Annotated in this window: 20 protein-coding genes; all 20 read left to right on the top strand. The window is 59.2% G+C overall.

Translation table 11 applies throughout. From position 1 onward, the window contains the following. The first annotated feature begins 8 nt into the window (after positions 1 to 8). The 20 genes from CVV65_RS08710 to CVV65_RS08615 all read left to right on the top strand — a co-directional run bounded on the left by CVV65_RS08710 (position 9) and on the right by CVV65_RS08615 (position 22,232). On the top strand, positions 9 to 629 hold the full coding sequence (locus tag CVV65_RS08710) for a glycosyltransferase family 2 protein (RefSeq protein ID WP_100667791.1): 621 nt from the start codon (positions 9 to 11) through the stop codon (positions 627 to 629). Next, entirely contained in the window at positions 626 to 4,915 is a 4,290-nt protein-coding gene (locus CVV65_RS08705; protein WP_100667790.1) for a PolC-type DNA polymerase III, read from the top strand. The genes CVV65_RS08710 and CVV65_RS08705 overlap by 4 nt, the downstream gene beginning before the upstream one ends. A 165-nt stretch (positions 4,916 to 5,080) precedes the next feature. Next, on the top strand, positions 5,081 to 5,545 hold the full coding sequence (rimP, locus tag CVV65_RS08700) for a ribosome maturation factor RimP (protein WP_100667789.1): 465 nt from the start codon (positions 5,081 to 5,083) through the stop codon (positions 5,543 to 5,545). 37 nt (positions 5,546 to 5,582) lie between these two features. After that, positions 5,583 to 6,734, top strand: coding sequence for a transcription termination factor NusA (gene nusA / locus CVV65_RS08695; RefSeq protein WP_100667788.1), 1,152 nt, complete (start codon positions 5,583 to 5,585; stop codon positions 6,732 to 6,734). Positions 6,735 to 6,746: 12 nt separating this feature from the next. Continuing rightward, positions 6,747 to 7,022: an RNase P modulator RnpM gene (gene rnpM / locus CVV65_RS08690; protein ID WP_100667787.1), complete on the top strand. Its 276-nt coding sequence runs from the start codon at positions 6,747 to 6,749 to the stop codon at positions 7,020 to 7,022. Further along, positions 7,015 to 7,470, top strand: coding sequence for a L7Ae/L30e/S12e/Gadd45 family ribosomal protein (locus CVV65_RS08685; protein WP_232070079.1), 456 nt, complete (start codon positions 7,015 to 7,017; stop codon positions 7,468 to 7,470). Before rnpM ends, CVV65_RS08685 begins: the two co-directional genes overlap by 8 nt. Beyond that, positions 7,382 to 9,913, top strand: coding sequence for a translation initiation factor IF-2 (gene infB / locus CVV65_RS08680; protein WP_232796775.1), 2,532 nt, complete (start codon positions 7,382 to 7,384; stop codon positions 9,911 to 9,913). Before CVV65_RS08685 ends, infB begins: the two co-directional genes overlap by 89 nt. Positions 9,914 to 9,930: 17 nt before the next feature. Next, positions 9,931 to 10,290, top strand: a complete 360-nt coding sequence (gene rbfA, locus CVV65_RS08675) for a 30S ribosome-binding factor RbfA (RefSeq protein ID WP_100667785.1) — start codon at positions 9,931 to 9,933, stop codon at positions 10,288 to 10,290. After that, entirely contained in the window at positions 10,287 to 11,267 is a 981-nt protein-coding gene (locus CVV65_RS08670) for a DHH family phosphoesterase (RefSeq protein WP_232796568.1), read from the top strand. Before rbfA ends, CVV65_RS08670 begins: the two co-directional genes overlap by 4 nt. Before the next feature lie 2 nt (positions 11,268 to 11,269). Continuing rightward, positions 11,270 to 12,172: a tRNA pseudouridine(55) synthase TruB gene (gene truB / locus CVV65_RS08665; protein WP_100667784.1), complete on the top strand. Its 903-nt coding sequence runs from the start codon at positions 11,270 to 11,272 to the stop codon at positions 12,170 to 12,172. Between the two features lie 10 nt (positions 12,173 to 12,182). Then, positions 12,183 to 13,130, top strand: coding sequence for a riboflavin biosynthesis protein RibF (gene ribF / locus CVV65_RS08660; RefSeq protein ID WP_100667783.1), 948 nt, complete (start codon positions 12,183 to 12,185; stop codon positions 13,128 to 13,130). A gap of 135 nt (positions 13,131 to 13,265) precedes the next feature. Next, positions 13,266 to 13,535, top strand: a complete 270-nt coding sequence (gene rpsO / locus CVV65_RS08655; protein WP_100667782.1) for a 30S ribosomal protein S15 — start codon at positions 13,266 to 13,268, stop codon at positions 13,533 to 13,535. A 123-nt stretch (positions 13,536 to 13,658) separates the two neighbouring features. After that, positions 13,659 to 15,842, top strand: coding sequence for a polyribonucleotide nucleotidyltransferase (gene pnp / locus CVV65_RS08650; protein WP_100667781.1), 2,184 nt, complete (start codon positions 13,659 to 13,661; stop codon positions 15,840 to 15,842). A gap of 286 nt (positions 15,843 to 16,128) precedes the next feature. After that, positions 16,129 to 17,184: a zinc-dependent alcohol dehydrogenase family protein gene (locus CVV65_RS08645; RefSeq protein ID WP_100667780.1), complete on the top strand. Its 1,056-nt coding sequence runs from the start codon at positions 16,129 to 16,131 to the stop codon at positions 17,182 to 17,184. Between the two features lie 235 nt (positions 17,185 to 17,419). After that, the gene (locus CVV65_RS08640; protein ID WP_232796567.1) at positions 17,420 to 18,397 is read left to right on the top strand and encodes a polysaccharide deacetylase family protein; all 978 of its coding nucleotides are present in this window, start codon (positions 17,420 to 17,422) and stop codon (positions 18,395 to 18,397) included. A 180-nt stretch (positions 18,398 to 18,577) separates the two neighbouring features. Next, the gene (locus CVV65_RS08635) at positions 18,578 to 19,825 is read left to right on the top strand and encodes a M16 family metallopeptidase (protein WP_407928405.1); all 1,248 of its coding nucleotides are present in this window, start codon (positions 18,578 to 18,580) and stop codon (positions 19,823 to 19,825) included. 1 nt (position 19,826) lies between these two features. Then, positions 19,827 to 20,330: a dUTP diphosphatase gene (gene dut / locus CVV65_RS08630; protein ID WP_232796566.1), complete on the top strand. Its 504-nt coding sequence runs from the start codon at positions 19,827 to 19,829 to the stop codon at positions 20,328 to 20,330. Beyond that, positions 20,327 to 21,004, top strand: a complete 678-nt coding sequence (locus CVV65_RS08625) for a 5' nucleotidase, NT5C type (protein WP_100667778.1) — start codon at positions 20,327 to 20,329, stop codon at positions 21,002 to 21,004. Before dut ends, CVV65_RS08625 begins: the two co-directional genes overlap by 4 nt. Beyond that, on the top strand, positions 20,889 to 21,827 hold the full coding sequence (locus CVV65_RS08620; RefSeq protein ID WP_157935444.1) for an NAD(P)/FAD-dependent oxidoreductase: 939 nt from the start codon (positions 20,889 to 20,891) through the stop codon (positions 21,825 to 21,827). Before CVV65_RS08625 ends, CVV65_RS08620 begins: the two co-directional genes overlap by 116 nt. An 81-nt stretch (positions 21,828 to 21,908) precedes the next feature. Next, the gene (locus CVV65_RS08615; RefSeq protein WP_157935443.1) at positions 21,909 to 22,232 is read left to right on the top strand and encodes a YlmC/YmxH family sporulation protein; all 324 of its coding nucleotides are present in this window, start codon (positions 21,909 to 21,911) and stop codon (positions 22,230 to 22,232) included. Positions 22,233 to 22,287 lie beyond the last annotated feature (55 nt).

Genomic DNA, 22,287 nt, shown 5'->3' with positions numbered 1-22,287 from the left:
AGTCCGGGATGTTGAGTTTAATCATTCCGGCCTACAACGAGGAAGAGCGCATCGGCCAAGTTTTGGACGCGGTGATCGCAGCCCGGGTGTTCGATCAGGTCATTGTCGTCGATGACGGGTCGACGGACCGGACCGCTGAAGTGGCCACAGCGCACCGGGTGGAGGTTGTGCGCCTTCCTACGAATCGAGGGAAGGGCGCAGCGGTGGCAGCGGGGCTGTCCAGGGCCCAGGGCGAGGTGATCGGGTTTCTCGATGCCGACCTGGTGGGACTACGCCCGGAACACATCCGAGCTTTGGTCTTGCCTGTGATCGAGGGACAAGCGGACATGACGATCGGACTGTTTGGCGGCGGACGCCTGAGCACCGATCTAGCCCAGAAGTTGACCCCCATTCTGACTGGCCAACGGGTTGTGCACCGCCGCTGGCTTCCCCCGGCAGATTTTTCTACGGCGCGATACGGGATTGAAGTGTTATTACATAAACATGTCAAGGACTCCGGAGGCCGAATCGTGGAGGTATCCTTAGACGAAGTTACGCATCACATGAAAGAGGAGAAGCTGGGTTGGAGAAAAGGGGTCGCAGCGCGACTGCGGATGTACTGGGATATTCTGAAGGTGATGGCGAAATGACGCGTGCGGTATCCTCCTACAGTGCGGATGCGCCAAGGCCCTGGGTGGCACGGATTTTACAATTACGCCCGGAGCTGACGTCCTATATGGGCCAAATCGATGTGGTGCGGATCGCCGTGTCGCCGGCAAGCCTTTCCGGGCGTTTGTACGTCTCCTTGAGCCATCCCTTGCCGCCTGATATGTGGGTAAACTTGGAGGACACGCTAACAAGTCTGGCCGCATCCTGCGGCGGGTGGCGCGTCGAAGTGTGGGCTGAGGTTGCAGACCGGATGGGCGCCGAAGAGGCGGTGGAAGCTTATTATCCTATCTGTGCTCGGGACACGGGGTGCGCCGAAGGGTTATTTGGCCAAATCCGCGGCTTTTACGCGGGCGAGGGGCTGTTGCGCCTTGTGGCGCCCCACGAGATGGTATCGGCCGCCGCACGGCACCGCGGGTTGGGGCAGGCGGTGGAAGCGTGGTACCGCAGGGTGCTGGGCCTTTCGATCAAGGTGCAGTGGGATGTGGAGGCCGGGGAGTCGTTTCAGGAACTTCGGGAACAATGCCTGGAAGAAGAACGGGCAATGGTCGCCGAGTTGGTGTCGGCCCCGGAAAAGGAAGGGCCCTCTGCCGTTTCCGGAAAAGAAGAAGACCCTGTACTTCTGGGAAAGTTTGTTGCTGACGACCCGGTTCCCCTCCGCAGCATTACCGAAGAGGTCCGCAGCGTTGTCGCCGAGGGGACGGTCTTTTTCATTGAAACCCGGGAATTATCCAGCGGGAGGATTTTGTATCATTTTTATCTGACCGACCGCACCGATTCGATCTCGGTGAAAGCTTTCGCCAAACCCGATCAGCGGCAGGCCGGGCTCGACGGGTTGTCAAAAGGGGACTGGGTTCGGGTGCGGGGCGCGGTATCTTACGATACCTTCGCCAAAGAACTCGTCCTGATGGCCCAGGATGTGGTGCGCATTCCTCCCCGTGTTCGCAAGGACGAGAGCGGGGCGAAACGGGTGGAGCTGCACGTACACACGCCCATGAGCGCCCTGGATGGCGTGAGTTCCCCCGGGGATCTGGTACGCCGGGCGGCGGAGTGGGGGCACTCGGCCTTGGCGGTGACCGATCACGGAGTTGCCCAGGCGTTTCCGGACTTCTTCCGAGAAGCCCAGAAGGCGGGGATCAAACCCATCCTGGGGGTCGAAGCCTATCTGGTGGACGACGGGTCCGCCGTGGTGATGGGGGCGGACCACCGGCCATTGCAGGAAGCGGAGTTCGTCGTGTTCGATACGGAGACCACCGGACTGAACGCCCGGGAACATACCCTGATTGAAATCGCGGCGGTCAAAGTGCGTGGGGGCAAGTTGGTTGATCATTACGCCTCGCTCATCGACCCGGGAGTGCCGATTTCGCCGAAGATTCAAGAGTTAACCGGGATCACGAACGACATGGTGAAAGGTCAGCCCGGGTTGTCAGAAGTTCTTGAAGGGTTCCGGAAGTTTGCGGCCGGGGCGGTGCTTGTGGCCCACAACGCCGAGTTCGACATGGGGTTTTTGCAATCCGCCGCCCGCAAGCTCGGACAGCCTCCCTGGGACCATCCGGTGCTGGACACTCTGGCACTGGCCCGGGTGCTGTATCCTCGGGAGCGGAATCACCGCCTGAAGACCTTGACCCAGAAATTCAATGTGGAGTTGGTCAACCACCACCGGGCAGCGGCGGACGCCGAGGCGACGGCGAAGGTGTTCCTGCATCTGTTGCGGGAAGCTGAGGCACGAGGTGCTCACCATTTGGACGAATGTAACGCCCTCGGGGAAGGCATCGACGTGTCCCACGCCCGGCCGTACCATGCCACGATTCTCGTGAAAAACCCCACGGGCTTGAAAAATTTATACCGTCTAGTTTCCTTGGCTCATACCCGGTACTTGCATCGCCAGCCCCGGATTCCCCGGACCGAGTGGCTGAATTACCGGGAAGGGCTGATGATGGGGACGGGGTGTTTACGGGGGGAATTGTTTCAGGCGTTGTTGCGGGGTCGCTCGGATGAGGAGTTGCTCGACATCATTCGGCGGTATGATTTTGTCGAGATTCAGCCCCTGGACCAGTACCGTCCCCTGTTGCGGAATGAAGAAATTCGGGATCTGGAAGCCGTTGCCGAATACCACCGCCGGATCTTGGAATTGGCCGATCGGGCCGGTCGGCCGGTGGTGGCCACGGGAGATGTGCATTATTTGGACCCGGAGGATCGAATTTATCGAGATATCCTTCAGGCGGGGTCGAACATGGAAGTGGATGACCCCGATGCGGGGTATCATTTTCGCACCACCGAAGAGATGTTGGAGGCCTTTAGCCATCTGGGGCAGCGGGCCGTTGAGGTGGTGGTGGAGAACGCAAATCGAATTGCCGAAGAGATCGAGGTGGTCAAGCCGATCCCAGACGAGTTGTACACCCCGGTTATCGATGGCGCAGAGGAACAAATTCGGTCTCTGGCCTATGAGAAAGCCCGGCGCCTTTATGGGGATCCCCTGCCGGAGTTGGTGGAGGCCCGACTGGAGAAAGAACTGAACAGCATCATCAACCACGGTTATGCGGTGATCTACTTGATCGCCCATAAACTGGTAACAAAGTCTTTGGAGGACGGGTATCTGGTGGGATCCCGGGGTTCAGTGGGATCCTCCTTGGTCGCCACCATGACCGATATTACTGAAGTGAATCCCCTGCCGCCCCATTATCTCTGTCCGGCTTGTCATTACAGCGAGTTCGTGACCGCCGGGTCGGTGGGGTCGGGGTTCGATCTCCCGGACCGGGAATGCCCGCGATGTGGGGAAAAGCTGCGCAAAGATGGCCACGATATTCCCTTTGAAACGTTTATGGGGTTCAAAGGGGATAAGGTTCCGGACATCGATCTCAACTTCTCGGGAGAGTATCAGAGCCGGGCACACAAGTATACAGAACACCTGTTTGGTTCCGATCATGTGTTCCGGGCGGGGACGATCTCCACGGTGGCCGAAAAAACGGCTTACGGGTACGTGCGCAAATTCGCCGAGGAACGGGGATTGCAATTTCGAAATGCCGAACTGACGCGGTTGGTTCAGGGGTGTACGGGCATTAAGCGAACCACGGGCCAGCACCCCGGGGGTCTGATGGTGGTGCCGAGCAACAAAGAGATCTTTGATTTTTGTCCGATTCAATTTCCGGCGGATGACAAGACCGCCGGCACCCGGACGACCCATTTCGATTATCATTCCATCCACGATAACCTGTTGAAACTGGATTTGCTAGGCCATGACGATCCCACGGTGATCCGGATGCTTCAAGACCTCACCGGCGTCGCGCCGAAGGAGATCCCGGTGGACGATCCGGATACCATGTCGATTTTCAGTGGGACGGAAGTACTGGGGGTCACGCCGGAACAGATCCGCAGCACCGTGGGGACTTATGGGATTCCCGAGTTCGGGACAAAATTCGTCCGCCAAATGCTGGAGGACACTAAGCCAAAGACGTTTGCCGAGTTGGTGCGCATCTCGGGATTGTCCCACGGGACGGACGTGTGGCTGAACAACGCCCAAGACCTGATCCGGTCCGGGACGGCTCGGTTGTCGGAAGTGATCTCCACCCGGGATGACATTATGGTTTATCTAATCCAGAAGGGATTGGAACCGGTTCAGGCCTTTCGGATCATGGAGTCGGTCCGCAAAGGAAAGGGGCTCACGCCGGAAGATGAGGCGACGATGAAAGAGCACGGGGTCCCGGATTGGTATATCGCATCTTGTAAAAAGATCAAATATATGTTCCCAAAAGCCCATGCCACCGCCTATGTGCTGATGGCCGTGCGGATCGCGTATTTTAAAGTTCACGATCCCCTGGCCTTTTATGCCACGTATTTCACCGTCCGGGCGGATGATTTCGATTTACAACTGGTCCTACAGGGGCCCGATGTGGTGCTCCGGCGGATCGAGGCGGTGGAAGCAAAGGGCAGCCAAGCCACGGCCAAGGAGAAGAGTTTGCTCACGGTGCTTGAAGTGGCTCTGGAAATGATGCGGCGGGGATTTCGGTTCGGTCCGCTGGATCTGTACCGATCGGATGCCACTCGGTTTCTCCCGGATGGGGAAGGCACGCTGATCCCTCCTTTCTCGGCTGTGGCCGGAATCGGGGAGTCGGCGGCCCGGAATGTGGCGGCGGCCCGGGAGGAAGGGGAGTTTCTGTCTGTGCAGGATTTGCAAGAACGGGCCCGTCTGTCCAGACCGGTGGTGGAACTGTTGGAACAGATGGGGTGTCTGAAAGATCTCCCGCAAACCAATCAATTGTCTTTGTTTTAGAGCACAGGGTCGGACGCCCTTGTCGTCCGCTTTTGGCAGTGCTATAATGATTTTGCTATGATGTGGATACCATCGGTCGCGCAAGAGTGGGGCAACCCACTCTTTCGATTTGTTGGGGGCGGTCAGCGATAGACCCACCCGACGGAGGCAGAGAAGGAGGATTCGATGGCGAAGAAACGCATCGCGGCGGTCGTGGAGGAGATCGCGCGCCCCATCGTCGAGGGGGAAGGGTTGGAACTGGTGGATGTGGAGTATGTGAAGGAAGGAGCGAACTGGTTTTTACGGGTGTTTGTGGATCGCCCGGAGGGAGGGGTCGATATCGACGACTGCAGCCGGGTGAGCGAGCGGCTGTCTGATCGACTGGATGAAATCGATCCCATCCCGGGGAGCTATTTTCTCGAAGTCTCTTCGCCGGGCATCGAGCGTCCCTTGAAAAATATGCCTGCTTTCCGGCGGGCCCTCGGGCAGACGGTGGCGGTGACCACCTATGAGCCCGTCCAAGGGCGCAAATCCTTTCAAGGGCTGCTCACCGAGGTGGACGATGAGGGGATCACGGTCGCGGACGGGGATGTGGTTTGGACCATTCCGTATCGGGCGGTGGCATCCGCGCGAACCGTTTTTGTCCCGTAGGCGGATGCCGGGGAGGAAGGAGGAGACACCGGCCATCATGAACCAGGATTTTATTGAGGCGCTGGATCAGTTGGAGCGGGAAAAGGGGATCAGTAAGGACGTTTTGATCGAAGCGATCGAAGCGGCCCTGATCTCTGGCTACAAGCGCAACTTTAACTCCGCCGCGAACGTGCGAGTGGATGTTAATCGGGAAACCGGGGATGTCAAGGTGTTCGCCCGCAAGACGGTGGTGGAGGAAACGGCGGATCCGCGCCTGGAAATTTCACTGGAGGCGGCGGAGCAGATCAGTCCCCATTACACGGTGGGGGACATCGTGGAAATCGAGGTCACCCCGAAGGATTTTGGCCGCATCGCCGCCCAGACGGCGAAACAGGTGGTCACCCAGCGGATTCGCGAGGCCGAGAGGGGACTCATTTACCACGAATATCTCGATCGCGAAGAAGACATTGTCACCGGCCTCGTGCAGCGCCAGGATGCCCGGTATACCTACGTGGACCTGGGAAAAGTCGAGGCTTTGCTGCCCTTTCATGAACAGATTCCCGGGGAAAAGCTCAAGCAGGGCGATCGGGTTAAAGCCTTTATCACGAAGGTGGAAAAGACCACCAAAGGCCCCCAGGTTTTGCTTTCGAGAACCCACCCGGGTTTGTTAAAACGCTTATTTGAACTGGAAGTTCCCGAAATTTACGAGGGTGTTGTGGAGATCAAATCGGTGGCCCGGGAGGCGGGTCATCGATCCAAGATTGCCGTTTTTTCGCGGAAGCCCGAGGTGGATCCCGTGGGGGCCTGTGTGGGACCCCGGGGCATGCGAGTCCAACACGTGGTGGCGGAATTGCACGGCGAAAAGGTCGACATCGTCAAGTGGAGCGAAGACCCGGAGGAATTCGTCAAGAATGCCCTGAGCCCGGCGAAGGTCGTCAGCGTGGAGATCGCCGAGGACGAACGGGTGGCCCGGGTCATCGTACCCGATTACCAATTGTCCCTGGCGATTGGTAAAGAAGGGCAAAACGCGAGACTTGCGGCGAAGTTGACCGGCTGGAAAATCGACATTAAAAGTGAGTCCCAGGTAGAAGCGAATCAGGCCGCGGCTTCCGAGGAAGCGAGGGAGCCAGAAGAATCCGAGGAGTGGTCCTCCCCCGATGGCGAGCCTGGCCAGGGCGCGGATGCCTGGGCAGCGGAACGGACCGAATGAGGAGGATCCACGGTGTCGCCCAAACATGTGCCGCTACGTAAATGTATCGGTTGCCAGACGATGAAGGCCAAGCGCGAACTGATCCGCATCGTGGCCACTCCGGACGGCGCGATCCGGATCGATCCGACGGGAAAGGCGGCCGGGCGGGGGGCTTACTTGTGTCCCACCGTCGCATGTTTCGAACTTGCCCTGAAGCGCAAAGCGTTGGAACGGGCTTTGAAACGTCCGGTTCCCGCTGAGATCTGGGATTCGGTGAAACGGCAACTGGAGGGAACGGTCCATGGGTGAACCGCGCACCTTAGGTTTGGTCGGCTTGGCCCTGCGCGCCGGATGTCTGGCGTTGGGAGAACGGGCGGTGCTGGAGCGCATCCGCAGAGGCGGAGCTCATCTGGTGCTGCTGGCGACGGATGCAGGTCCCAACACGAGAAAGCGAACGGTGGATAAATGTCGCTCTCACGGCGTACCGTGGGCGGCTTGGGTCGATCGCTACACCTTGGGCAAGGCCGTTGGACGAGAGACCGTGGTCGTGGCGGCGGTGACGGAGCAAGGATTCGCCGAAAACCTGCTGACCCAGTTGCGGCAACATCACGGAGGTGACAGATTTGAGTCAGAAACTCCGAGTGTACGAATACGCCAAACAACTGAATATGTCGAGCAAGGAAATTATAACCATCTTAAAACGCCTCGGGGTGTCGGTCAACAACCACATGAGCGTGATGGACCAGGAGATGATTAATCAGGTGGAGCAATTTTTTGCCGACGTGAAAGCTCGGGCGTCGAGGAAAAACGAAGAACAGGCCCGGAGGGCGGCTAAGGGGGCGGCATCTGGATCGGCCGAAACGGCCGGGACTGCATCCCCGGCATCCGGCTCTACCCCGTCCCGAAACCAAGGGGCTGGGGGGCGAGGACGCGCCGATCAACCCCGGAGGGAACATGGGAATGGCCCCCGAGATGGCAACAGATCCAACCATGCTGAGCGCCGGACGGCACAGGGGAGAAATGGCGGGAACCACGAGCGGCGGTCGGAGGGCGCCCAGCGCCCCGGGGACGAAGGTCAAAGGGCCAACGGCGGTCAGCGCTCTGGTGGAAACGGTCAGAAGACTGGCGGGCAGCGGTCGGGAAACGGGAGCCAGCGAACCGGGGGATCTCGGTCTCCGGCGGCCTCAGCGGGCTCCGGGCGCCGAAATGGTTCCGGCGAGCGGTCCCGGCCGGCTGGCAAGGGTGCGGCTACGGGAGGGCGCCGGGATGCGACGGCAGCCATGGTCATCGACCAGTATGAAGACCTCGATGCACCCGTGATCCGGGGAGAGAGAATCGTTCGCAAGTCCAAACCCTCTCCAAAGGGCGATAAAGACAATCGAAAGGTTGCGCCGCCTTCCCGGTCCCAGCAGCGACGGGAGCGGCGCGCCCAGCGGGAATCGGCGGACGCGCCAAAACAGGTTGTTGTCGAAGGGCCGATGAGTGTTGGAGATTTTGCGAAAACGATCAAAAAAGAGCCGGCGGATGTGATTAAGAAGCTGCTGTTCCTCGGCGTCATGGCGACCATTAACCAGGAAATCGACGTGGATGCCATGACCCTGGTCGCTCAGGAATACGGCATCGAACTGCAGGTGAAAGAGCCCCGGGACGAAGAAATGGAAGAGCTTCTCTGGGAGACGGACAAACCCGAAGATCTCGTTCCCCGCCCCCCGGTGGTGACGATCATGGGTCATGTCGATCACGGCAAGACCACGTTGCTCGATGCGATCCGGCAGACAAACGTGACCGCCCAGGAAGCGGGCGGGATCACCCAACATATCGGCGCCTATCAAGTGGAAGTCGGCGGCAAGCGAATTACCTTTCTCGATACACCGGGTCACGAGGCTTTCACCAGCATGCGGGCCCGGGGAGCCCAGGTGACAGATGTGTGCGTACTGGTGGTGGCGGCGGACGATGGAGTGATGCCCCAGACCGTGGAAGCCATCAACCACGCCAAGGCGGCCGGCGTCCCCATCCTCGTGGCGGTGAACAAGATTGACAAACCGGATGCCAACCCCGATCGCGTCAAACAGGAGTTGACGGAGCACGGGCTAGTGCCGGAGGAATGGGGCGGCGACACGATTTTTGTTCCGGTGTCCGCCCTGCGGAAGCAAGGAATTGAAGACCTGCTGGAGATGATCCTGCTGGTGGCCGAGATGGCAGAACTCAAAGCGAACCCATCTGCTCGGCCCCGGGGGACTGTGATTGAAGCTGAACTCGACAAGGGGCGGGGGCCAGTCGCCACGGTGTTGATCCAAAACGGCACCCTCCGGGTGGGGGATATCGTGGTGGCGGGTACGACCTTCGGCCGGGTTCGGGCTATGATCAATGACCGCGGGCGCCGGGTCAAGGAAGCCGGGCCTTCGACCCCGGTGGAAATCCTGGGCCTCGGGGGTGTCCCGATGGCCGGGGACGCCTTTGTGGTCTACGATGACGAACGCAAAGCCCGGCTCCTGGCGGAGAAGCGACAGACGAAACAGCGGGCCGAGGAGCTCAAATCTCAAACCAAAGTGACCCTCGATGATCTGTATAAGCAGATTCAAGAAGGACAAGTCAAAGAACTGAATGTCGTGTTAAAAGCGGATGTTCAAGGATCGGTGGAAGCCTTGGTGTCCGCCCTGGAGCGAATCGATATTGAAGGAGTCCGGGTGAGGGTCATTCACCACGGGGTGGGGGCCATCACTGAAACGGACATTCTTCTCGCCTCGGCTTCGAATGCCATCGTGATCGGGTTCAACGTCCGCCCGGAACCCGGAGCGCGCCAAATGGCCGAAGCTGAAAAGGTGGATATCCGACTGTATCGAGTGATCTACAACGTCATCGAGGAGATCGAAGCGGCGCTGAGGGGTATGCTGGATCCGGAATATCGGGAAGTGATCCTCGGGCGGGCCGAGGTTCGGCAAACCTTTAAAGTGTCCAAGGTGGGGACGATCGCCGGATGTTACGTCGTGGAGGGCAAGGTCCAGCGCGGGGCCAGCGCCCGGGTAGTCCGGGATGGCATCGTGATCCACGAAGGAACCATTGATTCCTTAAAGCGGTTCAAAGACGATGTTCGGGAAGTGGCGGAAGGATATGAATGCGGCATGACCCTGGAGCGGTTTAACGACATTAAAGAAGGCGATATCATCGAAGTGTTCACGATGGAAGCGGTGAAAGTCTGACTCCGGGAGGGAGTGCGGTGGCACGGGTTCGCCCCAATCGCGTAGCAGAGCAGATCAAAAAAGAGATTACCGACATTCTGTATCACGAGTTGAAAGACCCCCGCATCGGGTTTGTCACCATCACCGGTGTGGAAATCTCTCGGGATCTTCAACACGCAAAGGTTTTTGCCAGCGTAATGGGGAGCGATGAAGAAAAAGCGCTTTCCCTGGAAGCACTGCAAAAAGCGACGGGGTTCATTCGCAGCGAAATCGGAAGGAGGATCCGGCTGCACCACACACCGGAAATTGTATTTAAGCTGGACACTTCCGAGGACTACAGCCAACGGATCTCCCACGTCATTCGGCAGCTGCAGGACGAAAGGGGAGATCGGACTTGAACCAGCTGGAAGAGGCCTATCGCCGGGCGGAGGAATTTCTTCGAAGCCATCACCGGTTTCTCCTCCTTACTCACGTTCATCCGGACGGCGACGCGCTGGGCTCGGTTTTGGGCATGGCGTCCGTGCTGAAACACCTCGGCAAGGAGGTGGTGGTGGCTCACGAAGAACCGATGCCCGAACGATTCTCATATCTTCCGGGGATCGGAGAGGTGAGACCCGTGGATGAGGTCACTGATGTGTTCCCCGCCGCGGTAGCCGTGGACTGTGCTGATCTTCGGCGACTTGGGAAGGCGGCGGAGAAGCTCACCTCGGACACCCGGTTGCTCAATGTGGATCACCATGCGACCAACGATCGGTTTGGAACTGAAAACCTGGTCGATCCCGACGCATCCGCCAGTTGCCAGCTCGTCAGTGAGTTGGCCAAACGCCTGGGCGTTCCTCTTGCGGGCGAGACGGCCATTTGCTTATACACCGGCCTTTTTACCGATACGGGTGGGTTTCGCTACAGCAACACAAGTAGCGCGGTGCTGCGCTTGGCGGCTGAGATGATCGACAGCGGCCTGGATCCTTATCCCATCGCTCTTCAGGCGGTGGAAACGGTGACCGAGAAACAGCTGCGCCTCCTGGTGGCGGCTTTGGATGGGTTGCGTACCGCCGCGAAGGGGAAAATCGCTTATCTCGCGGTGACCCGGCAGATGATGGAGGAGACGGGAACCGGAGTGGAGGACACCCAAGAGCTGGTCAATTACGCCAGAAACCTCGCTGGAGTGGAGGTGGGCGTGATGTTTCGGGAAGAAGGGGATAACGAGATCAAGGTGAGCCTGCGGGCGAAACACGAAGTGAACGTTTCACAGATCGCCGCCCAGTTTGGCGGCGGCGGGCATGCCCGGGCAGCCGGGTTTACGGTGCAAGGCCCCCTGGACAAGGCGATCCGGCAGGTGGTGGATGCGGTGGCAGCCCAGGTGGGGCAGGGGTAAAGGTGAACGGGGTTCTCGTTCTCGATAAGCCCGCGGGGCTTACCTCCCATGACGTGGTCGGACGGGTGCGGCGATGGCTGGGTATACGGCGGATTGGGCACACGGGCACCCTTGATCCCGACGCCACCGGCGTGCTGGTTCTCTGCGTGGGGAAAGCGACCCGAATAGCCGAGTACCTCAGTGGCGAAGACAAAGAATATATCGGGGTTTTGGCTTTAGGGGCGGCCACCGACACCGACGACGCTTCGGGTGAGGTGATCGAGCGCATGCCGAATCCCCCTGCCGATCCCAAAGCCCTACGACGGGCGGCAGCTGCTTTGACCGGGGAGATTCTCCAGCGTCCGCCCGCTTTTTCCGCCGTCCGAGTCGGAGGGAAGCGCGCTTACGACCTGGCCCGGGCAGGGCGTCCGGCGGATTTGCCAGCCCGAAAGGTGCAGGTCTACCGGTTCGATGTCGGCATGCCCACCCCGCGGGGGGAGCTACTCGAAGCACCGTTTCACGTTGCCTGCTCCAAAGGGACCTATGTGCGCAGCCTGTGTCGCGACCTCGGGGCGAAGGTGGGGATTCCCGCCCACATGGCCTCGTTGCGGCGGGTCCGCCAAGGGCCCTTTACGGTAGAACAAGCTTTGCCCTGGCCGGAGGTACAGCGGGGTGGAGAGGAGGGGCGGCTTGCAGAGGCCGTCCGGCCGGTGCTCTGGGCGCTACGCACATGGCCTCGATTCACACTCCTGGCGGGCGAAGTGGATCGCCTACGCCAAGGCCGGGAGCTCATGGCCGACCCTGCCCGGCTTTCCCCGGGGACGTCTCCCCCCGGACTTTTGGTTGCTGCATATCAGGATCAATTGGTGGCGGTGTGTCGCCGCAACGGTGAACGGATTTTCCCGCTTAAAGTGCTTCTTACGTAGGAGGTTCCTCATGGAAACGATCCGCCTGACCTTACATGAGCACTGGTCGCCCCCGAGTCCTTCCGTGATGGCCCTGGGTACCTTTGACGGCCTCCATATTGGACATCAAGAGATTCTGTCCCAAGGAAAAGCCGAAGCCAAACGACGAGGAGTGCCTTTTGCCGTATTTTTGTGCGATCCCCATCCTCGCCAGGTACTGGGAATCGGTGCGGAATACGATGTACTCCTCACTCCATTGCCCGAAAAATTGCGCCTGCTGGAGCATTATGGTGCGGACTTGGTGTATATTCTCATGTTCACCCGGGAGGTTGCCGCGGTGGCCCCGGAACAGTTTGTCCTCGACCTGTTACTCCCCTTGGCCCCCGAGGCGCTGGTGGCCGGTTTTGATTATACGTTTGGAGCGGGGGGCAAAGGGGATGCAGCTTTACTCAAGGCGATGGGAGAGACGAGGGCTCTGCCCGTTTGGATTCTGCCGCCGGTTAACCGGTATGGAGAAAAGGTCAGCAGCTCCCTCATTCGGGAGAGGTTGCGCTATGGGGAGGTCAAACTGGTTCGAGAGCTGCTCGGACGGCCCTACGCCCTCACCGGGCGTGTGGTCAAGGGGGAAGGGCGGGGGATCGGGATCGGTTTTCCCACGGCCAATCTTCAACTGAATGATCCTTTTCTGATCCCAGGAACCGGCGTCTATCTCGTCCGAGCGTTCTGGGGCATGGAAACGGGTCCCGGGGTGATGAATATCGGGGTGCGCCCCACTTTTTACGATCGGGGAACCCTGTCTCTGGAAGTTCATCTTCTTGATCAAAGGGTCGACCTGTACGGGGAAGAGATGAGGGTGGAGTTTCTTGATTATTTGCGGCCGGAGCAACGGTTCGATTCGGTGGATCGGTTGGTCGCCCAGATTGAGCAGGATGTACGCACCGCCCGGAATCTGTGGCGAACCGCCCAAGGAGACGAGTGATTGCTTTCCCGGGAATCGATATGGTATACTTCACCATGGCGTTTTTCTGCCGCTTTCGAACCGATGGCGCGGTTTTCCGTTCTGCCGGCGGATGACTGGGCTCTCGGCGATTATGGTGTGAGGAGGTGAAGGCAGGTGGCGCTCTCCCAGGAGCGGAAAAAGGAATTGATCGACACGTTTAAGGTGCACGAGTCGGACACCGGGTCCCCCGAGGTTCAGGTGGCGTTATTGACCGAGAAGATCAACACCCTCAACGAACATTTGAAGATCCACAAAAAAGATTTTCATTCCCGTCGAGGCCTGCTGAAGATGGTAGGACAGCGACGAAGTCTGCTCAATTACCTGCGCAAGAAGGATGTGGCCAGGTACCGCATCTTGATCGAGAAGCTCGGTCTGCGAAAGTAGAAGCAAGGAAGCGGGAGTCCCCCCGCTTCCCTTTTCGTATTGAATTGTCTTGGCCAAAGCGCGGGCAGCGGGACGGCGGACAAGCTCGCAAAGGCGGGATGGGAAGGAGGCTGGCGTGAATCCATGCCCCATATTTTTGAGACTGTGCTAGGCGGACGGCGTCTCGTGCTCGAGACGGGAAAACTGGCCAAACAGGCCACCGCCGCCGTGACGGTGCGCTACGGTGACACCGTGGTGTTAGCGACCGTAACAATGTCAAAAGAACCCAAGGATCTCGATTTCTTTCCCCTCACGGTCAACTACGAAGAACGGCTCTATGCCGTGGGCAAGATTCCCGGGGGGTTCATCAAACGGGAAGGGCGTCCCAGCGAAAAGGCGATTTTGGCGAGCCGGTTAATCGACCGGCCGATCCGGCCTCTGTTCCCGGAAGGATTTCGAAATGAAGTTCAGGTGGTGGCGCTGGTCCTGTCGGTGGATCAGGACTGCCCCCCGGAGATTGCCGGTATGATCGGAACCTCCGCGGCTCTCACGATTTCCTCCATCCCTTTTGATGGGCCCATCGCGGGACTGGTGGTCGGCAGGGTGGATGGGCAATTCGTGGTGAATCCCACTGTGGCCCAAGCGGAAAAAAGCGATATGCACCTGGTCGTGGCCGGTTCCCGGAGCGCCGTGGTGATGGTGGAGGCCGGTGCGAATGAAGTGCCGGAATCGGAGATGCTCGACGCGATCATGTTCGGGCATGAACAACTGCAGCCCTTGATCGATCTGCAGGAACGCATGCGCCAGGAGATTGGCCAAGAAAAGATCGTGCCCGAGTTGCACCGTCCTCAGGAGGAGATCATTCAGGCGGTGAGGGAATTCGCCACGGAAAAGCTTAAGACCGCCATTCGCACCCCGGAAAAATTAGCCCGGGAAGACGCCATCCGGGCGGTGGAAGAAGAGACTCAGGAACATTTTGCCGAACAGTTTCCGGAAGGGGCGGCAGACATCGCCGAGGTCCTGCACGATATCCTCAAAGAGGAGGTCCGCTCTGCGATTCTCAATGAAGGCATGCGGCCGGACGGCCGGGCTTTGGACGAGATTCGCCCGATCTCCTGTGAAGTCGGCCTCTTGCCCCGCACCCACGGGTCCGGTTTGTTCACCCGGGGCCAGACCCAGGCGCTGTCGGTCTGTACCCTCGGGGCGCTCGGCGATGTCCAGATTCTCGATGGCCTCGATCTGGAGGAGTCGAAGCGCTTCATGCACCATTATAATTTTCCGCCTTTCAGCGTGGGAGAAGCGCGACCCATTCGGGCGCCCAGCCGGCGGGACATCGGCCACGGGGCCCTGGGGGAACGGGCGCTGGAACCCGTGATCCCCAGCGAAGAGGAATTTCCTTACACGATTCGCCTCGTGTCGGAGGTCCTGGAATCAAACGGATCCACCTCCCAGGCCAGCATTTGTGGCAGCACGCTCGCGTTGATGGACGCCGGGGTGCCCATTAAGGCGCCGGTGGCCGGGGTCGCCATGGGTCTCGTGAAGGAAGGGGATCGGGTGGCCATCCTCACGGACATCCAAGGAATGGAAGACCACCTTGGGGACATGGACTTTAAGGTGGCGGGCACCGCAGCTGGAGTGACGGCGCTTCAGATGGATATCAAGATCAAGGGCTTGACCCGGGATATTCTGGCATCCGCTTTGGAACAGGCCCATCGCGGTCGGATGTTTATCCTCGGCAAGATGCTTGAAGTGATCCAACAGCCGCGGCAACAGCTGTCCCCCTATGCGCCCCGGATCATCACCATGCGCATTCACCCAGATAAAATCCGGGAGGTCATTGGCCCCGGAGGCCGGGTGATCAATAAAATCATCGACGACACCGGGGTGAAGATCGACATTGAACAGGACGGGCGGATTTTTATCGCCGCCGTGGATCAAGAGGCCGGGGAGCGGGCCCGCAAGATGATCGAGGGAATCGTGGCCGAGGTGGAGGTTGGACACACCTACCACGGGCGCGTGACCCGGGTGGAGAAGTATGGAGCTTTTGTGGAAATCCTTCCGGGAAAAGAAGGACTGGTCCACATCTCCCAATTGGCGGACGAGCGGGTGGGCCGGACCGAAGATGTCGTCCAAGTGGGGGACGAGATCGATGTGAAGGTGACGGAAATCGACTCCCAGGGGCGGATCAACCTCTCTCGGCGGGAAGTGCTGCAGGCTCGGCGGGGAACTGCGGGTGAGGTGCACCCCCAGGAAGCCGGTCGGCAGGTGGGAAAGGTCGTCGGAGGGGGCACATCCCGGGGAGGACGCGGTCAGCGCCGGCGTTCCTGACGCCAGGTGGTGAGGCCATGAAGCGGGAGGCGGGCGATCCGTGGATATGGCGCCCTCCCGGAGCCGGCACCCATCGTGATCAAGATTTTGAGAGGGATAAGAAAGTAGGCGTGCAACCACGCCTTTTTTTCATGTCTGACTCCTTACGCATAAAGTTTGAATGGTCGGTTGTACCAATTGGCTAATGGCGGGGGGTGAGGGGTTTCTTTTATTGCAAGAATATGATATATATAAGTTATTCCAAGAAGTCAAACTACAATGTCGATAAGGAGGTTATCAAAAAATTATGAAAGCCGCCCGCTTAGTTGAGCACAAGAAACCCCTTCCGGTCATGGAGGTCCCTGATCCGAAGCCAGGCCCGGGAGACGCTGTTCTTCGAGTCGAAGCGTGTGGGATTTGCCGCAGCGACTGGCACGCATGGCAAGGTGACTGGTCTTGGATCGGGCTTTCCCCGGAATTGCCCATCACGCCGGGGCACGAGTTTGGAGGCGTGGTGGAGGAAGTCGGGAAAGATGTGAAAAACTATAAGCGCGGCGACCGGGTTACGGTGCCGTTCCATGCCGGGTGCGGGCATTGCCAATATTGCTTGAGTGGAGTGCCGAACCTCTGCGAGAACTTGCAAATCTATGGTTTGGTTAGCGGATTTGACGGTGGATATGCCCAGTATGTCCTGGTAAAGAATGCAGATTTCAACCTGATTCCTCTCCCGGAGAACGTCGACGGAGTTACTGCGGCGGCGATTGGGTGCCGATATATGACCGGTTATCATGGTGTGGTCCGGGGCAATGTGAAACCCGGAGATTGGGTTGCGATCCAAGGTGCAGGAGGTGTGGGCTTATCCGCCGTCCAGGTGGCCGCGGCACTTGGAGGTCAAGTCATCGCCGTGGACATCGATGACGCGAAGCTGGAGAAGGCGCGGGAAGAAGGCGCTGTAGCGACCATCAATGCGAAACGCGAGAATGTGCCGGAAGCAATCAAAGAGATTACGAAGGGCGGAGCTCATGTCGGAATCGATGCCCTGGGCGTCCGTGACACTGTCCTCAATTCCGTTTTGTCCCTTCGCAAAGGAGGACGTCACGTTCAAGTCGGCTTGACCACCTCGGAAGAGGGGGGCATGGTTTCGATTCCCGTCGATATGATTACAGCGATGGAACTGGAGTTTGTGGGCAGTCTTGGAAATCCCCATCCTGCCTATCGGGGGCTGCTCAGCCTCGTATCCTCTGGTCGTCTGAATCCGAAAACCTTGGTCAACAAAGAAGTAGGACTCGAGGATGTATCACAAACCTTTGAAGATATGAGTAATTTCCGCACAAAAGGCTTTCATGTGATTACGAAGTTTTAAGCTGGAGATAAGCCCAGTACCTTCAGACCGCCTGGGGAGAATAAGACCCTGGGCGGTTTTTTGTCGTTACGTGTTACCGCTACGCGATCATGTCCGAGCACAATCCTCTTGCCTTCATTAAAAAATATGATTATTGCTATTTCAACAGACCGGCCCGGTGGTCTTCATGTATACGATCGGGATCATTGGCCCCACGTTAAAAGCAGATGTCTGTCGTAAAAAGGAGGGGCAAGTCTTGAAAATCGGCAAGGGTTTTATCCCCAAACGTTTTCTCCCGATCATCAGAATGTTGGTCGCCTTTCTTGTCATGACGGGAGCTTCTTGCTGGTCTGTTCGTCCCCCGATACTTGCCGACGTAACTTCAAGTCATTTTGCCAATTCATCTGGGTGGACCCGGGAAGACGTGGAACGTGAAGCGGCAAGGCTCTCGAAACCGCCTCAAAATGCCCGTATCGATCGGGTGTGGAAAGCGATTCCCGATCTCAACGGCATCGAGGTGGATGTCGAAGAGACGTGGAAGCGGGTGCAGTCCGGGGTTAGGGGGGCCGGAGGGGGAATCCCGTGGGTCATTCGTCAAGTTCCCGCCGAAGTCAGCCTCAAAGACCTTCCTCCGGCGCCGATCTATCGCGGCAATGGCTCGAAGAAGCAAATGGCCCTCATGGTCAATGTTTCCTGGGGCGAAGAACACGTCCCCGACCTGCTCCGGGTGCTCGATCGGCACCAGGTGAAAGCCACCTTCTTTTTGGATGGCAAATGGGTTGCCGAACACGGGGATTTGGCGTCCGCCATTGCCAAGGCCGGACATGAAATCGGAACCCACGGCTGGGGCCACCCGGATCTAAGGGGAAAATCTGTGGGACAGATCAGGCAGAATTTGGAGCGGAGCCGGAGGGTGATCGAGGAGGCGTCGGGCGTCCGACCGGTCCTTTTTGCGCCACCAGCCGGTTGGTACGACGATCGGGTCGTGAAGCAGGCCTGGGGCATGGGAATGTATACGATTATGTGGACTTTGGACACGGTGGACTGGAAAAGGCCCCCGGTTCATCTGATGGTTCGGCGGATCGTGGGGCATGCCGAACCCGGGGCCCTGGTGTTGATGCATCCCACGCCTGAGACCCCGGCGGCCCTTGAGGGCATCATTCAAGGCCTTCGGGGCAAAGGATACGATCTGGTCACGGTGTCGAACCTCCTGTCACCGGAACGGCCGCTTTAGCGTACTGGAGGGGTAACAGGGTGCCCGGGGCCTGGTGTCCTCACGGGCGCCTTGCAGTCACTCTGCCCACCCGCCACGTTGTGGTAGGTTCCGGATTCTGTTATAGTAGACGTGAATTGCGACGGCGCTCTAGGAAGCGCCGGTTCTGCGTTAAGGGTAGCGTGGACGAGGAGGATGAACTTGATCGACCGGCAGCAGCTCTCCAACGGATTGACGGTGGTCGTGGAAGAGATTCCCGGCATCCGTTCTATTTCTGTGGGGATATGGGTCGGGACGGGGTCCCGACATGAAACCCCCGAGATCAACGGGATCTCACACCTTATCGAACATATGTTGTTTAAGGGGACGGAGACAAGATCCGCCAAGGAATTGGCGGAAGTGTTCGATCACGTGGGAGGACAGGTGAACGCTTTTACGGCAAAAGAGTACACCTGTTTTTACGCCAAGGTCCTGGACCTTCATTTTAGGCGGGCGATGGAGACTTTGGCAGACATGTTTTTCCACTCCCGATTTGCCCCCGAGGAATTGGCGAAAGAGCGCAAGGTGATTGTCGAAGAAATCCGGATGTACGAGGATACGCCGGACGAACTGGTTCACGATCTCCTGGCCTCGGTGGTATGGGGCGATCACCCGCTGGGGTTCAACATACTGGGAACCGAACAGACATTGCAAACCTTCGAGCGACAAAACCTGGTGGATTATCTGTCCCAGCGATACGTCGAGAGCAACACGGTCATTACAGTGGCCGGTCACGTGCGGACCGACGAGGTGATGGCTATTGTTGAGGAGTTGTTCGGGGGCCCGTGGAATCGCCGGGCCGAACGAGTAATCACCGAGCCGCCGACTTTTATGCCCGAGCGGCGCACCCGGGTGAAACAGACCGAGCAGGAGCACTTCTGTTTGGCCGTACCCGGCCTGCCGGTGGACCACGAGGATTTGCACGCTATGATCTTATTGAACAACGCCCTGGGCGGGACGATGAGCTCCCGGTTGTTTCAGTCGATTCGAGAGGAAAAGGGCATGGCTTATTCGATTTATTCCTACCACACGGCGTACCGGGATACGGGACTCCTGGGGATCTATGCCGGAATGGCGCCCGAATATACCGGTGAGGTCGTTCGGGAAGTAAGCCGGATTTTTGAAGATGTCGCCGAGTCCGGGATCACGGAAGGAGAACTGGAGCGCGGTAAGGAACAAGTGAAAGGAAGCCTCATGCTCAGCCTGGAGAGTACCACCAGTCGAATGACCCGATTGGGCAAGAATGAGCTGCTTCTCGGACGGCACTACACCTTGGACGAGACCCTGGAGCGAATCGATGCTGTGACGTTGGAGGATGTCCGACGGGTGGCGCAATGCTTGCGAAATGCTCCGGCCGTGGCGGCGCTGGGACCGGTGCCCGGAGAGGAATTGGAAAGGTTGTTCGATTGAGGTGTCTAGGGACAGAAGCGAGGTGCGGGCGGTGCAACTCAAGGTGAAGCAGCTGGAGAAGTCGGGGGTGCCTCCGATGCCCGTGGCGTACCAGACCGAAGGCTCTGCGGGCCTCGATCTGGCTGCGGCCATCTCCGAACCCCTGGAAATCAACCCCGGGGAGGTGATTCTCATTCCCACCGGCATCGCCGTGGAGCTGCCGGGGCCGGAGTTTGTCGGCCTGGTGTTTGCCCGCAGCGGTCTCTCGACCCGGGAGCAGTTGGGGTTGGCCAACGGGGTCGGCGTTATTGACAGTGACTATCGCGGCGAGATCCACGCGCCTTTGTATAACTTTGGGAAACAACCGCGTCGAATCGAGCCCGGCCAGCGCGTGGCCCAATTGGTGGTCATGCCGATCTGTCGGGTGGAAGTGGCCTACGTGTCTGAACTCGGGGAGTCCCGGCGGGGAGAAGGCGGGTTCGGGTCGACGGGGCGCCTGATTGAGCCGGAGGGGAATGTTCGGTGACGACGCTCCTTATCGACATGGATTCGGTGATTGTCGATTTGATGTCCGCTTGGTGTCGCCGGTATAACGCCGACTGGGCCGATAATCTGACCCCGGCCGACATCTTGACCTGGGAATGGGAAAAATACGTAAAACCCGAGTGCGGGCGCAAAATTTATCAATATCTCAACGAACCCGGCATGTTTTTGCATCTCGATCCCCTGCCCCACGCTGTTGACGTATTGGAGCGCCTGTCAAAACGGTATGAGGTCCTCATCGTGACCAGCGCCCGGCGCAGTGCCATGGCAGAAAAGGACGCGTGGGTGACCCAGTATCTTCCGTTTATTGGGCGGAAAAATCTGATTTTCGCCCACCGGAAAGACCGAGTATGTGGAGACCTTCTGTTCGACGATGCCCCACACAACCTCGAGGCATTCCTGCGATCGGGCAGGAGGGCGGTGGCAATGGATTATGCGTATAATCGCCACGTCCCCTGTCTCCGGGTCAAGAGCTGGTTGGAATTCGAGGAGTTGGTGTACCGGTTGTTTCCCGAATCGGGAGGTGAAGGAGGAGGCGAGAGTGTCGGAGCGACAGAAGGTGGAACTTGCCGTTGTGGGTGCCGGTCCGGCCGGGATCAGCGCGGGGATTTGGGCGAGGAGAGTGGGGCTTTCGGCCGTGGTGATCGAGGCCGGTGAACCCGGGGGACAGTTGCGAGGAGTACGCGGCCCCATTCCAGATTACCCGGGATGGCGGGAGGTCCAGGGCCCGGAACTGGCCCGTGCCCTGGTGGATCACCTCTTGCGCTCGGGGACACCTCTGGTCGATTCGGCAGGACCCGTTCGAGTGGACACCGCCGGGCGTCTGGTTCACACGGCGGCCGGGGAGTGGGAAGCTGAGGCCATCGTATTGGCCACTGGCGCCCGGCCTCGGCGTCTGGGTATTCCCGGGGAAGCGGCGATGGAAAGGCGGGGGGAAGTGTGGTCCGCTTCCCGGGATGCCGGTAGGTTTCGCCATCTCCCGGTGGTGGTCATCGGAGGAGGTGACCGGGCGCTGGAAGGGGCGTGGCTCTTGGCCGAGGCGGGGGCACAGGTGACCATCGTGCATCGGAGGACGTCCTTTCGGGCCCGCCGGGAATGGCGGGAGCGCGTGTTTCGGCATCCCGGCATCACCGTTATGGCCCCGGCCTGGGCGGTAGCCATCCAAGGGAGTGACCAGACCCAAAGCGTCAGGATTCGGCTCGGAGGCGCAGGAGAGATCGAGGTCCCTGCTGCGGGAGTTTTTGTTCGGATCGGTACCGAGCCGAATCTCGAGGGGATCCACGGCCTTCCTCGCCTGGATTCTTACGGCGTAGTGGCGGTGGATCGGTGGGGGAGGACTTCCCTACCCGGCATCTATGCAGCGGGGGATGTGTGTACCCCGGCTCCCTATACGGGTGTCGCTTCGGCGGTGGCCGACGGCATGCGGGCGGTGAAGGCGGCGGTTCAGGACATGGAGGGAGCCAATCCATTCAAAGGTTGACGGAGCGCGCTTTTAGGCACCGGGGCGCTCCGTTCTGTTTTTGCGCGCCCCTGCATATGGGCTAGGCAGGAGGGGATGAGGGTGCGCTGGAGTGAGGTTGTGGGGCGAAAAATTATTGATACGGCAGATGGGCGGTGTCTCGGCGACCTTGCGGATGTCGATCTCATATTGGATGACGACGGGCGGGTCATCGCTTTGCGAGTCCGGGTCCAGGGCCGGTGGGGACGGAAGCGTAGTTATGTGGACATCCCGTGGCAGGCTGTACAACACATCGGGGCGGACGTGTGCCTTCTGGATCGTCGGAGGATTCGGTCGGGGGAACATCGGGACCCCAACCAACCCCTCAACGATCCGAGAATGGACGAAAACCAAGGCGGTTTCACGGGTGCCCAGCCGGATGCATAGGATACTCCCGGGGACGACGGCCGGGAGGCGGATCGCGAATCTTCAAATCTTGCAA

It is taken from the genome of Kyrpidia spormannii (genome assembly GCF_002804065.1).
GTDB lineage: Bacteria > Bacillota > Bacilli > Kyrpidiales > Kyrpidiaceae > Kyrpidia > Kyrpidia spormannii.
This window is presented reverse-complemented; position numbering and strand designations above follow the sequence as displayed.